The 12,578-nt window shown below is 71.1% G+C and carries 11 protein-coding genes; 6 read left to right on the top strand and 5 right to left on the bottom strand.

Annotated features, from left to right (window positions below):
• The first annotated feature begins 2 nt into the window (after positions 1–2).
• The 4 genes from thrC to groL all read left to right on the top strand — a co-directional run bounded on the left by thrC (position 3) and on the right by groL (position 4,104).
• On the top strand, positions 3–1,286 hold the full coding sequence (gene thrC / locus ACZ41I_RS28810; protein WP_399774380.1) for a threonine synthase: 1,284 nt from the start codon (positions 3–5) through the stop codon (positions 1,284–1,286).
• Positions 1,283–1,558: a MoaD/ThiS family protein gene (locus tag ACZ41I_RS28805; RefSeq protein ID WP_363213747.1), complete on the top strand. Its 276-nt coding sequence runs from the start codon at positions 1,283–1,285 to the stop codon at positions 1,556–1,558. Before thrC ends, ACZ41I_RS28805 begins: the two co-directional genes overlap by 4 nt.
• Before the next feature lie 431 nt (positions 1,559–1,989).
• Entirely contained in the window at positions 1,990–2,193 is a 204-nt protein-coding gene (locus ACZ41I_RS28800) for a cold-shock protein (RefSeq protein WP_004986573.1), read from the top strand.
• Between the two features lie 288 nt (positions 2,194–2,481).
• Positions 2,482–4,104, top strand: a complete 1,623-nt coding sequence (gene groL / locus ACZ41I_RS28795; protein ID WP_363213748.1) for a chaperonin GroEL — start codon at positions 2,482–2,484, stop codon at positions 4,102–4,104.
• 38 nt (positions 4,105–4,142) lie between these two features.
• On the opposite strand, the gene ACZ41I_RS28790 is transcribed toward groL, so the two are convergent.
• On the bottom strand, positions 4,143–5,495 hold the full coding sequence (locus tag ACZ41I_RS28790; RefSeq protein ID WP_468515447.1) for an MFS transporter: 1,353 nt from the start codon (positions 5,493–5,495) through the stop codon (positions 4,143–4,145).
• Positions 5,496–5,685: 190 nt separating this feature from the next.
• On the opposite strand from ACZ41I_RS28790, the gene ACZ41I_RS28785 reads away from it, so the two are divergent.
• Positions 5,686–6,810: an NADH:flavin oxidoreductase gene (locus tag ACZ41I_RS28785; RefSeq protein WP_468320560.1), complete on the top strand. Its 1,125-nt coding sequence runs from the start codon at positions 5,686–5,688 to the stop codon at positions 6,808–6,810.
• Positions 6,811–6,928: 118 nt separating this feature from the next.
• Positions 6,929–8,488 (top strand): carboxylesterase/lipase family protein, encoded by a 1,560-nt coding sequence (locus tag ACZ41I_RS28780; protein ID WP_468515446.1) that lies wholly within the window; start codon positions 6,929–6,931, stop codon positions 8,486–8,488.
• A gap of 3 nt (positions 8,489–8,491) precedes the next feature.
• Here the strand turns inward: ACZ41I_RS28780 and ACZ41I_RS28775 are convergent, their stop codons facing one another.
• The 4 genes from ACZ41I_RS28775 to ACZ41I_RS28760 all read right to left on the bottom strand — a co-directional run bounded on the left by ACZ41I_RS28775 (position 8,492) and on the right by ACZ41I_RS28760 (position 12,538).
• Entirely contained in the window at positions 8,492–9,061 is a 570-nt protein-coding gene (locus ACZ41I_RS28775) for a hypothetical protein (protein WP_363213752.1), read from the bottom strand.
• Complete coding sequence (locus ACZ41I_RS28770) at positions 9,058–10,620, bottom strand: PTS transporter subunit EIIC (protein WP_468515445.1); 1,563 nt, start codon at positions 10,618–10,620, stop codon at positions 9,058–9,060. The genes ACZ41I_RS28775 and ACZ41I_RS28770 overlap by 4 nt, the downstream gene beginning before the upstream one ends.
• 16 nt (positions 10,621–10,636) lie before the next feature.
• Positions 10,637–11,560, bottom strand: coding sequence for an N-acetylmuramic acid 6-phosphate etherase (gene murQ, locus ACZ41I_RS28765; RefSeq protein ID WP_399774365.1), 924 nt, complete (start codon positions 11,558–11,560; stop codon positions 10,637–10,639).
• 72 nt (positions 11,561–11,632) lie between these two features.
• On the bottom strand, positions 11,633–12,538 hold the full coding sequence (locus ACZ41I_RS28760; RefSeq protein WP_363213755.1) for a MurR/RpiR family transcriptional regulator: 906 nt from the start codon (positions 12,536–12,538) through the stop codon (positions 11,633–11,635).
• Positions 12,539–12,578 lie beyond the last annotated feature (40 nt).

Raw genomic sequence — 12,578 nt, 5'->3', positions numbered from 1 at the left:
CCATGGCTGTGCAGACAGTTGCAAGCACCAGCAGTTCCACCGTCGACCTCGGTCCCGCCGCGGCCCTGAGCTGTCGCGAGTGCGGTCACCGCGTCCCGCTCGGCCCGGTGTTCGCCTGCGAGGAGTGTTTCGGCCCGCTGGAGATCGCCTACGACTTCTCCGGCTACGACACCGAAGAGCTGCGCCGCCGTATCGAGGCGGGTCCCGCGAACATCTGGCGCTACGCGCCGCTGCTGCCCGTCCCGGCCGACGTGGCCGACAAGCCGAACCTGAACCCGGGCTGGACCCACCTCGTCAAGGCCGACAACCTCGCCCGTGAACTCGGTGTCAGCGGCGGCCTGTTCATCAAGGACGACTCCGGCAACCCGACGCACTCCTTCAAGGACCGCGTGGTCGCCCAGGCCCTGGAGGCCGCCCGCGCCTTCGGCTTCACGACCTTGAGCTGCTCCTCCACCGGCAACCTGGCCGGTGCCGTCGGCGCCGCCGCCGCCCGGGCCGGCTTCCGCTCCTGTGTGTTCATCCCGCACGACCTGGAGCAGGGCAAGGTCGTCATGGCCGCGGTCTACGGCGGCGAGCTGGTCGGCATCGAGGGCAACTACGACGACGTGAACCGCTTCTGCTCCGAGCTGATCGGCGACCCGGCCGGCGAGGGCTGGGGCTTCGTCAACGTCAACCTGCGGCCCTACTACGCGGAGGGCTCCAAGACCCTCGCGTACGAGATCTGCGAGCAGCTGGGCTGGCGGCTGCCCGACCAGATCGTGGTCCCGATCGCCTCCGGCTCCCAGCTCACGAAGATCGACAAGGGTCTGCAGGAGCTGATCAAGCTCGGCCTGGTCGAGGACAAGCCGTACAAGATCTTCGGCGCGCAGGCCGAGGGCTGCTCCCCGGTGTCGACGGCCTTCAAGGCCGGCCACGACGTCGTACGGCCCCAGAAGCCGAACACCATCGCCAAGTCCCTCGCGATCGGCAACCCGGCCGACGGCCCCTACGTCCTGGACATCGCCCGGCGCACCGGCGGTGCCGTGGAGGACGTCACGGACGAGGAAGTCGTCGACGCGATCAAGCTGCTGGCCCGCACCGAGGGCATCTTCGCGGAGACGGCGGGCGGGGTGACCGTCGGCGTCACCCGCAAGCTGCTCAAGGACGGCGTCCTGGACCCGGCGAAGACCACGGTCGTCCTCAACACCGGCGACGGCCTGAAGACCCTCGACGCGGTGGCCGGGACCGGCGTCACCGCCACCATCCGCCCGACCCTGGACTCCTTCCGAGAGGCTGGCCTCGCATGAGCGTGACCGTTCGCATCCCCACCATCCTGCGCACCTACACCGGCGGCCGGGCCGAGGTCGCCGCCGAGGGTGCGACCCTCGCCGAGGTCATCGAGGACCTGGAGAAGAACCACACCGGGATCGCCGCGCGCGTCCTGGACGACCAGGGCAAGCTGCGCCGTTTCGTCAACGTCTACGTCAACGACGACGACGTCCGCTTCGAGCAGGGCCTTCAGACCGCCACCCCGGACGGCGCCGGTGTCTCCATCATTCCGGCGGTCGCCGGCGGCTGATCGTTACCTTGGGTAACTTCAGTTACCCATTGTTCATGGAATTGCCCCCTCCGTGAGAGAAGCGGAGGGGGCAATTCTGCGTGATTGAGCGCGGTACAGTTGGGGAACCTGGCCGCGGCCCCCGGGTCGAAAGCCCTGGATTTCATGCCGCAGACCCCGCAAGAAGTAGCCAAAGTGCGGGGGTTTTATGCGGCATTTGTAACCTTTACGGGGCCCGACTTGCCCCGAAGTCTGGTGAATTCTCACCACATTCCGGACCGTTCGCGTCCGGAATTCTCGTCCGATTGACCTGTTGCAGAGGGCAGTTGGGCAGATACATTCAGCCGCGGTCGACGCGTTCCGGCGCACGCCCCCGACCAATGGGGGGTGAGGTCTGACCCGGGTCCGCGAAGTGTGGATCTGTGCAAGGGCCAGTAATAGGGGAGTTAGGCATGGCTCAGGGCACCGTCAAGTGGTTCAACGCGGAGAAGGGGTACGGCTTCATCGCGGTCGACGGTGGTGCGGACGTCTTCGTCCACTACAGCGCGATTCAGATGGACGGCTACCGCACCCTGGAAGAGGGCCAGCGGGTCGAGTTCGAGATCTCGCAGGGCCAGAAGGGCCCGCAGGCCGACATGGTTCGCGTCACCGCCTGAACGTTTTTCGCACGAAGGGCCCGCACCTCGCACAGGGTGCGGGCCCTTCGCCGTGTCCGGGGTGCCCCCGTTCGCCCCAGGCTGATCCCGCTGAGCCGCTTGCACTCGACCATGCCGAGTGCTAATCATTGGCGTTAGCACTCTGAAGGTGAGAGTGACAGTGAAGGACCGGGTCGGTGAGGCCCGCAGGCCAAGTGGGGCAAGGAACCACGTGGTCGGCGAGCCGTCCGTCGCGGGCGCGGGCGCGGTCCGAAGGAATCACCCCCAGTCCTGGAGGGACCACTTCACATGGCCAAGATCATCGCGTTCGACGAGGAGGCGCGGCGCGGCCTCGAGCGCGGCATGAACCAGCTCGCGGACGCCGTCAAGGTGACGCTCGGCCCCAAGGGCCGCAACGTCGTCCTCGAGAAGAAGTGGGGCGCCCCCACGATCACCAACGATGGTGTGTCCATCGCCAAGGAGATCGAGCTCGAGGACCCGTACGAGAAGATCGGCGCCGAGCTGGTCAAGGAAGTCGCCAAGAAGACGGACGACGTCGCCGGTGACGGTACGACCACCGCGACCGTGCTCGCCCAGGCCCTGGTCAAGGAGGGTCTGCGCAACGTCGCCGCCGGTGCCAACCCGATGGCCCTGAAGCGCGGTATCGAGAAGGCCGTCGAGGCCGTCTCCGCCGCCCTGCTGGAGCAGGCGAAGGACGTCGAGACCAAGGAGCAGATCGCCTCCACCGCGTCCATCTCCGCCGCCGACACCCAGATCGGCGAGCTGATCGCCGAGGCCATGGACAAGGTCGGCAAGGAAGGCGTCATCACCGTCGAGGAGAGCAACACCTTCGGTCTGGAGCTGGAGCTCACCGAGGGTATGCGCTTCGACAAGGGCTACATCTCCGCCTACTTCGCGACCGACATGGAGCGCATGGAGGCGGTGCTGGAGGACCCGTACATCCTCATCGCCAACTCCAAGATCTCCTCGGTCAAGGACCTGCTCCCGCTCCTGGAGAAGGTCATGCAGTCGGGCAAGCCGCTGCTGATCATCGCCGAGGACGTCGAGGGCGAGGCCCTGTCGACCCTGGTCGTCAACAAGATCCGCGGCACCTTCAAGTCCGTCGCCGTCAAGGCCCCGGGCTTCGGCGACCGCCGCAAGGCCATGCTCGGCGACATCGCCATCCTCACGGGCGGCGAGGTCATCTCCGAGGAGGTCGGCCTCAAGCTGGAGAACGCGACCCTGGACCTCCTGGGCCGCGCCCGCAAGGTCGTCATCACCAAGGACGAGACCACCATCGTCGACGGTGCCGGCTCCTCCGAGCAGGTCAACGGCCGCGTCAACCAGATCCGCGCCGAGATCGAGAACAGCGACTCGGACTACGACCGCGAGAAGCTGCAGGAGCGCCTGGCGAAGCTCGCCGGCGGTGTCGCGGTCATCAAGGCCGGTGCCGCCACCGAGGTGGAGCTCAAGGAGCGCAAGCACCGCATCGAGGACGCCGTCCGCAACGCCAAGGCCGCCGTCGAGGAGGGCATCGTCGCCGGTGGTGGCGTGGCCCTGCTGCAGGCCTCCCAGGTCTTCGAGAAGCTGGAGCTCGACGGTGACGAGGCGACCGGCGCCAACGCCGTGCGCATCGCGCTGGAGGCCCCGCTGAAGCAGATCGCCGTCAACGCCGGCCTCGAGGGCGGCGTCGTGGTGGAGAAGGTGCGCAACCTGACCCCGGGCCACGGCCTGAACGCCGCGACCGGTGAGTACGTCGACCTGGTCGCCGAGGGCATCATCGACCCGGCGAAGGTGACCCGTTCCGCGCTGCAGAACGCCGCCTCCATCGCCGCGCTGTTCCTCACCACCGAGGCCGTCATCGCCGACAAGCCGGAGAAGGCCGCCGCGCCGGCCGGCGGCGGCATGCCGGGCGGTGACATGGACTTCTGATCGACCCCGGGGCTCCGGCCTCCGGTTGATCAACGTCCTTACCGAGGGCGGCACTCCCTGTCAGTGGCAGGGAGTGCCGCCCTCGGGCGTGTCCGGGAGTCGCTCGCCGGCGCGGCGAGAGCCGCCATCCGCCGCAGGCCGGCCTGCCGTTGCACCACGCTCAGCCCGGTGACGGCCGCACCGAGCGCCAGCCAGCCCACCGGACCGGCCGTCATCACCGCGCCGGTCAGCAGCAGGGGCCCCACCGACTTCTGCACCGACTGCGCCATCCCGGCCACGCCCAGATAAGAAGCCCGGGCACGCGGCGGCGCCAGGACGACCGCCAGCTCCCAGGAACTCACCGAGCGCAGCAGTTCGGCCAGGGTGACCAGCAGCGCGGCCGCGAGCATGGCGAGTGAGGCCGACCATGCCGCGCCACCGGTGGCGGTCGCCAGTACGAGGCAGCAGGCGAGCAGCGTCACGCCGTACCAGCCCACTGCGGCAGCCGCCCTGCGCGGGCCCTCGGCCCATGCCGAGACCCGCAGCTGCAGGACCACGACCAGCACGGTGTTGACCACCAGGAACGCGGGGACGACCGCGTGCGGCGCGCTGGTGTGGTGCACCAGCCACAGCGGCAGCCCGACGTTGAGAACGGAGTCGTCCAGGTTCATCGGGATGTCGAGCAGGACGAAGAACAGGTAGCCGGGGTCACGCCAGGGGGTGGGAGTGGAGGGCCCCGGTGCCTCAGAGGTGTTGGTGCTGTTGTTGCTGTGTGCCACGACCAGGCCGTGGCCTGCCGGTTCCCGGGTCTGCCAGACCAGCGCGGCGGCCAGGACGTAGGAGAGCGCGTTGGCCAGGATCAGCGCGCGGTAGGCGTTCGGGGTGCCCACGCCGAGGCCGAGCGCGGCGATGCCCGCGCCGACGGCGTAACCGGCGTTGGCCACGCTGCGGAACAGTGCCTGGTAGGTGGTCCGCCGCTCACCCGCGACCCGGGTGGCGAAGAGCATCTCCAGCGTCTTGGCCGCTCGCTCTCCCAGGCTGGTGAGCGCGACCACGGGCAGCAGGGTGGCGAGGTCGTCGGCGACCAGCAGCAGGACCATCGTGCCCAGGCGCAGCAGATGGCAGCCGATCAGGAGGTGACGTACGGGCAGCCGCTCGGCAGCCCGTCCGGCGAGCGGTGACCCGGCGATCCCGGCGACTGCGCCCACGCCCAGCAGCAGTCCGAGCCGGCCGGCGTCCAGCCCGCTCACGAAGGTGAAGTAGAGCACGGACGCCGCGGCCCACACACCCGTACCGGTCCGGTCCACGCACTGCGCGAGCAGCATGATCCGCGCGTCCCGCCCGCCCGGTGGCTGCCGCAGCTGCGCGATCAGCCCGTCCCCGCTGCCCTTTTCCCGCCTGCCCCGGCGCATGTCCAGCCCCCGTTCCTGCAGTCCCGCTGTCCTGCCGTCCAATCAATCTCGATGTCAAGATACTTGATGTGGACATACTTTGAGGTGCCGTCGGGGAATGTGGGATGGGTCCTATGGCGTTGCTTCAGCCAGTGCAACAATGCGCATGCACATACCAGTCGGTAAGCCCTGCTTCTGAGGAGCCCCTCCCGTGACCGTCACGACTCCCGCCTCCCGCGCGGCCCAGGTCCTGTCCCGCCCGATCGCGCTCAACGGTCTCACCGTTCCGAACCGGATCGTGATGGCGCCGATGACCCGTATGTTCTCCCCGGGCGGCATCCCCGGCGAGGACGTGCGCTCCTACTACGCCCGCCGCGCTGCCGCCGGTGTCGGGCTGATCGTCACCGAGGGGACGTACGTCGGCCACGAGTCGGCCGGGCAGAGCGACCGCGTGCCCCGGTTCCACGGCGAGGAGCAGCTCGCGGGCTGGGCCAGGGTCGCCGAGGACGTACACGCGGCGGGCGGCACCATCGTGCCGCAGCTGTGGCACATCGGCATGGTCCGCAAGCAGGGCGACGCCCCCTTCCCGGACGCCCCGGCCGTCGGCCCCTCCGGCCTGGTCACCGCGGGTGCCGAGCCCACGGGCAAGGCGATGACCCAGAAGGACCTGGACGCCGTGATCGGCGCGTTCGCCGAGGCCGCCGCCGACGCCGAGCGCATCGGCTTCGACGGCGTGGAGATCCACGGCGCCCACGGCTACCTCCTCGACCAGTTCCTGTGGGAGGGCACCAACCGGCGCACCGACGCCTACGGCGGCGACCCGGTGGCCCGTACGAAGTTCTCCGCGGAGATCGTGGCGGCGGTCCGCGAGGCGGTCTCCGCGGAGTTCCCGATCCTCTTCCGCTACTCGCAGTGGAAGCAGCAGGACTACACCGCCCGGCTCGCCGAGACCCCCGAGGAGCTGGAGGCCATCCTGACCCCGCTCGCCGCGGCCGGCGTCGACGTCTTCCACGCCTCCACCCGCCGCTACTGGCTGCCGGAGTTCGACGGCTCGGACCTGAACCTGGCCGGCTGGACGAAGAAGCTCACCGGCAAGCAGGTCATCTCCGTCGGCTCGGTCGGCCTCGACGGCGACTTCATCAACGCCTTCCAGGGCGAGGGCTCCCCGGTCAAGGGCATCGACAACCTCCTCGACCGTCTGGAGGCCGACGAGTTCGACATGGTCGCCGTGGGCCGTGCGCTGCTGCAGGACCCGGAGTGGGCGGCCAAGGTGCTCTCCGACCGTTTCGACGAGCTGAAGCCCTACGACGCGGCCTCGCTGAAGACGCTCAGCTGAACCCTCCCGAATCCGTCTCCCGAATCCGTCTCCCGAATTCCTCCCTCGAAGTCCTCTCGCCGGTGGGGCACTTGTGTCCGCCGCCGTACGTTCCTCTGACGACCAGTGAGGAGCGAGTATGACGACGAGCGAGTCGCGGGCCCGGGAGACCGGCGCCCCGGACACCGACGGCCCCGTGGTGCGCACCGCCTCCGGCGCGGTGCGCGGCCTCACGGAGCAGGGCCTGTCGGTGTTCCGGGGCATACCGTTCGCCGAACCCCCCGTCGGCGCGGCCCGCTTCCAGGCCCCGCGCCCGCCCCGCCCCTGGGACGGCACCCGGGAGGCGTACGCGTTCGGCCCGCCGCCCCCGCAGGAGTCCGGCATCCTGGGCCGTACGGACCGGCTCGCCGCGCAGGACGAGGGATGGCTCACGGTCAACGTCTGGACCCCGGGCCCGGACCCGTCCGCCGCCCGCCCGGTGATGGTGTGGATCCACGGCGGCGCGTTCAGAACGGGCCACGCCGGCCAGCCCGGCTACGACGCGCAGCACCTGGCCCGCGAAGGCGACGTCGTGGTCGTCACCTTCAACTACCGCCTGGGCATGGAGGGTTTCGCCCTCTGGGACGGCGCACCCGCCAACCGCGGCCTGCTGGACCAGGTGGCGGCCCTGCAATGGGTGCAGGAGAACATCGCCGCGTTCGGCGGCGATCCCGACCGGGTGACGGTCTTCGGCGAGTCGGCGGGTGCCGGCTCCATCGCCTCACTGCTGGCGATGCCCCGTGCCCGGGGCCTGTTCCGCCGCGCGGTGGCCCAGAGCGTGCCCGGTACGTTCTTCTCCGCCGATCTGGCCCGCGACATCGCGGCCGCCCTGGCGGCGGAGGCGGGCCGTGAGCCCACGGCGGCCGACCTGGCGGCGGTGGACCCGCAGCAGCTCGTCGAAGCGGGTGCGGCGCTGGGCCCGCAGATGCCCCGGCACGCCACCCGGTGGGGCCAGGCGGCCCCCACCACCGTTCCCTTCGCCCCGGTCGTCGACGGCGACATCCTCCCCCGCACCCCCTGGCAGGCGCTCGCCTCCGGCGCCGCGCGGGAGGTGGAGCTGCTCGTCGGTCACAACCGCGACGAGTACCGCCTGTTCCTGGTCATGTCCGGCCGACTCGGCAAGATCACGGACGACCTCGCGAAAGCGACCCTGCGGCTGTACGCACCGGGCGGCGAGGCGGGCGAGAGCGCCTACCGATCGGCCTTCCCCGACGCCACCCCGGAGCAGCTCTACGAGCGCGTCCAGACCGACTGGCTGTTCGCGCTGCCGAGTCTGCGCCTCGCGGAGGCCCAGCACACGGGCGGCGGCCGCGCCCACGTCTGTGAACTGACCTGGCCCGCCCCCGGCAGCGACGGCCTGCTGGGCGCCTGCCACGCCCTGGACGTCCCGCTGCTCTTCGGCACGTACGGCGCGGACCCCGACGGCCGCTTCTTCCCCGGCGGGCGGCCCACACCGGAGGCGGAGCGGCTGTCAGCGTTCATGAGAGGTGCCTGGACGTCGTTCGCCCGGACCGGCGACCCCGGCTGGCCGGAGTACGACCCCCGGTCCCGCCTGGTGCAGATCCTGGACGCGGAGCCGATGGTGGCGCCGTACCCGGAGGAGCGCAGCAGGGCCCTGTGGGAGGGGTATGACTTCCCGCCGTTGCCCTTGCCGGCCTGACGTCTACAGGTTGCCCATGGGCTCGATGTCGACATGCACGGGGGTGCCCCACACCCGCAGCACCTCATAGTCGGTGAACTCGTGCACGAGCCGGTAGGCCATCGCGGGCCGCGATCCGCGCCGCTGCGCGGCGAGGTACGCCTCGGCGTCGCGCCGGTCCCTGCGCGGTGTCCCGCACAGCTGCCACTCCTGCCCGTTCCACGCCTCCGGCAGCCAGCGCTGCTGCGGCTGGGGCCGGTCGGCGCGCACGCCGTACCGGGACGGCGCGGTGGGCACCGGCTGCGCCGGCCCCGGCCGGCCCTGGAACTCCGACCGCCGAGCGGCGCGCCGCCGGGTCTCGCAGAGCAGACACAGATCGGGCGCGCTCTCGTCGACGGGTCCTTGCGGATGCTCGGCGCACCGGGTGCTCGGCGCGCTGGAGGCGACACTCTCGTCCAGCAGATCGAGCGCCCTGCGCAGATCGGCCTTGATCTCGTGCAACCGGGCATCCGGAGTGTCGGCGGTCACCGTCTCCCCGTGCTCCCCGAGCAACCGGAGGGCCCGTCCGAGAGCGGCGAGCTGGGCGTGGTTCATGGTCGGTCCGCGCAGTCCTTCGGATTCCCGTGTCCAGTGTGACGCCGACCGGTGCCGGCAGCTCGACGGTAGCGCCCCACGGCCGAGAAGGGGACCGCCCCATGGGCAGACCTGCGCCGGCGCGGGAAGCCGAAGAGGTACGTCGCCGTGAAGCCGACCGCGTATCCGGTCAGAAGTCCGCCCGCGTAGATCGCCGCCGCGACCGCCGGGCCCCGGCTCCCCGTCAACAGCGGGAACAGGGCCCAGCCCGACGGTCCGATCGCCGTCGCTCCCACCTGGGTGCCGAGCATCGCGAAGAAGCCGACGAACGCCCCGCCCGCCGCGCCGCCCGCGCAGGCCGTCAGGAACGGCCGGCCGAGGGGGAGCGAGACGCCGTAGATCAGGGGCTCGCCGACGCCCAGCAGCCCGGCCGGGAGCGCGGAGCGGATCGTCGTGCGCAGGGCGACGTCGTGGCGCAGACGGACGTACACCGCGAGCGCCGCGCCCACCTGGCCCGCGCCCGCCATGGCCAGCAGGGGGAGCAGGACGGTGTAGCCCCGCTGTTCGATGAGGGTGGTGTGGATGGGGATGAGGGCCTGGTGCAGGCCCAGCATCACCAGCGGGAGGAAGAGGCCGCCCAGGACGAGTCCGGCCGCGGCTCCGGCGGTCGCGAGGAGCCAGTTCGCCGCCGTGCCGATCGCCGTCGCCACCGCGCCGGCCGCGTACATCAGGCCGTACAGCGTCACCAGCCCGGGGACGAGCACGGTGACCGTGGGGGTGAGCAGTACGTCCAGGGCTCCGGGGACCCTGCCCCGGCACCACTTCTCCACCCGCGTCGCCAGCAGCGCCGCCGCGAGCGCGCCGAGCACCCCGCCCTGTCCGGGCGCCAGATGTGTCCCGAACGCCGTCACCTTCGCCACGCCCGGATACACGACGACGGCGGCGACCGCGGCGCCGAGCACCGGGGTGCCGCCGAACTCCCTGGCCGTGTGATGGCCGACGAACACGGCGATCAGCGCCAGGAAGGCGGAGGCGATGGCGGACAGTGCGGGGGTCAGGCCGGGCAGCCAGCCGGCATTCACCAGCAGACCGTCCAGCCCGGCGAGGACGCCGCAGCCGATCAGGGCGGGGATCAGCGGCACGAAGACGTTCGCGACGCGGCGCAGGGCGGTCTTGAACGGGGTGGCGTTCCGCCGCCGCAGCTCCTCCTTCAACCGAGCCCCGCGGTCCGCCGCCGCCCCTTCCTTCTCTCCCTCCTTCTCCCCCTCCTTGGCCTCCTCTTTCTCCTTCTCCGGCAACCGTGCCCGGCCGTCCCCCGGCCGTGCGGCGGTGATCCGTGCCTCCACCTCAGCGGTGACCTCGTCGACCAGTCCGGGGCCGAGCACGATCTGGCAGGTGGGGCCGTCGGACACCACCCCGAGGACACCGGGCAGGGCGCGCAGCTCCGCCTCGTCCGCCGCCGCCGGGTCGGCGAGGGTCAGCCGTAGGCGGGTCATGCAGTGGGCCACGGAGGTGACGTTGGCCGGGCCGCCGACCCGGGTCAGGATGGCGGTCGCGGTGGAGACGGGGTCGTTGCGCACGCCCCGAGCGTGCGGGTCAGCGGGCCGTGTGCGCCAGCGCGGCACGCAGATGGCCGCCGGACTCCTCCAGAAGGCGGGCGGCCGTGGGGCCGTCGACGCCGGCGAGCAGCGCCAGGATCGCGTTTTTCACCTCGCCGCCGGACTCGGTGAGGGCCCGCTCGATCTCGTCGTCCGGCGCGCCCGTGGCCAGGGAGACGATCCGGCGGGAGCGGGCCCGGAGTTTGTCGTTCGATGCGCGGACGTCGACCATCAGGTTCCCGTAGGTCTTGCCGAGCCGGATCATCGTGATCGTGGACAGCATGTTGAGGACGAGCTTCTGCGCCGTGCCGGCCTTCAGCCGGGTCGAGCCGGTGACCAGTTCGGGGCCGACCACGACCTCGATGCCGTGCTCGGCCGCCGCCGCGAGCGCGCTGTGCTCGTTGCAGGCCAGGCCGATGGTCAGCGCGCCCAGGGCGCGGGCGTGCTCGACGGCACCGATCGCATAGGGGGTGCGGCCGGAGGCGGAGATACCGACGACCGTGTCGTCAGGGGTGAGCTTCAGTGCGTCCAGGTCCTGGCGGGCCAGCTCGGGCGAGTCCTCCGCGCCCTCGACGGAGGTGACCATCGCCTCCGGGCCGCCCGCGATCAGGCCGACGACCTGGGCGGGATCGGTGTTGAAGGTGGGCGGGCACTCGGAGGCGTCCAGTACACCGAGCCGGCCGGCGGTGCCCGCGCCGGCGTAGACCAGCCGCCCGCCGCGCGCCATCCGTTCCGCGAGGGCGTCGATGGCGGCGGCGATGCGGGGCAGCTGGGCGGCGACGGCAGCGGGTACGCCCGCGTCCTCACCGTTCATCAGGCGGGCGATGTCGAGGGTGGGCAGACGATCGATGTCGGCCAGCTCCGGCCGGAAGGCTTCGGTGGTCAGGGAGGCCAAGTGACGACGCAGGTCAGAGGAGGTCATGGGGGGTGGCTCTCTCAGGTCTGGGTGCCGTTGTGCGTGCTGTTGCTCACCCCGAGGCGATGCCGAGGTGATTCACCTGGGGCTGGTGCGATGCCGATGAGCCAGCGCCTCGTACGACGCGGCCAGAGCGGGTGCCGCCGTCTCGTAGGTCCGCTGGGCCACTCCCACGAACAAGCAGTCCACCACGAGCAGTTGACTCGTCCGCGAGGACATCGCGGCCGGTCGCAGCTCGCTCTCCCGTGAGGTGGACGTGGTCAGTACGTGGTCGGCGTACTGGGTGACCGGCGAGTCGGGCCGGCCGGTGATGGCCACGGTCGTGGCCCCGTGCTCGAACGCGACCCGCAGCGGCTCGATGACGTCCCCCGTCGAGCCGGAGTGGGTGATGGCGATCGCCACGTCGCCCGAGCGGAGCTGCACCGCGTTGGTCACCGCGAGGTGCGGATCGCTGTGGGCGTGGGCTATGAGGCCTATGCGGAGCAGCTTCTGGGTGAGGTCCTGGGCGACGAGCCCGGACGCCCCTATGCCGTACACATCGGTACGCCGGGCGCCGGCCAGCGCGCCGACGGCGGCGTCCAGCTGGGCGGTGTCGAGGCCGGCGGCCGTGTCGGCGAGGGTCTGCTGCTCCTCGTAGGCGAGCTTGGCGACGACGTCGGCGATGGGGTCGTCCACCGCGATGTCGGTCGTGATCGCGGGCGCGCGCCCGGACTGCTGCTGTGCGGCGAGCCCGGCGAGGGCGAGGCGCAGATCCCGGTAGCCGGGGTAGCCGAGCAGGCGGGCGGTGCGTACGACGGTGGCCTCGCTGGTTCCGGTGAGTTCCGCGAGGCCGGTGACCGTGAGGGCGGCGCAGCCGGCCGGGTCGCTCGCGACGGCCTCCGCCACGCGCTGCATGGACCGGGTCATGGAAGGGGCGAGGGTGCGCACCTTGGCGGCGAGGGAACCGCCCGGACTGCCGAAAATTTCCTTCACGTCCTGGGTCACGAATGAAAGATATTTTCGGTTCGGCGTCTTGGTCAAGAGT

The sequence above is a fragment of the Streptomyces sp. NPDC030799 genome, assembly GCF_055572255.1.
The sequence above is the reverse complement of the archived record's forward strand: the minus strand, read 5'-3'. Positions and strand labels throughout refer to the sequence as shown.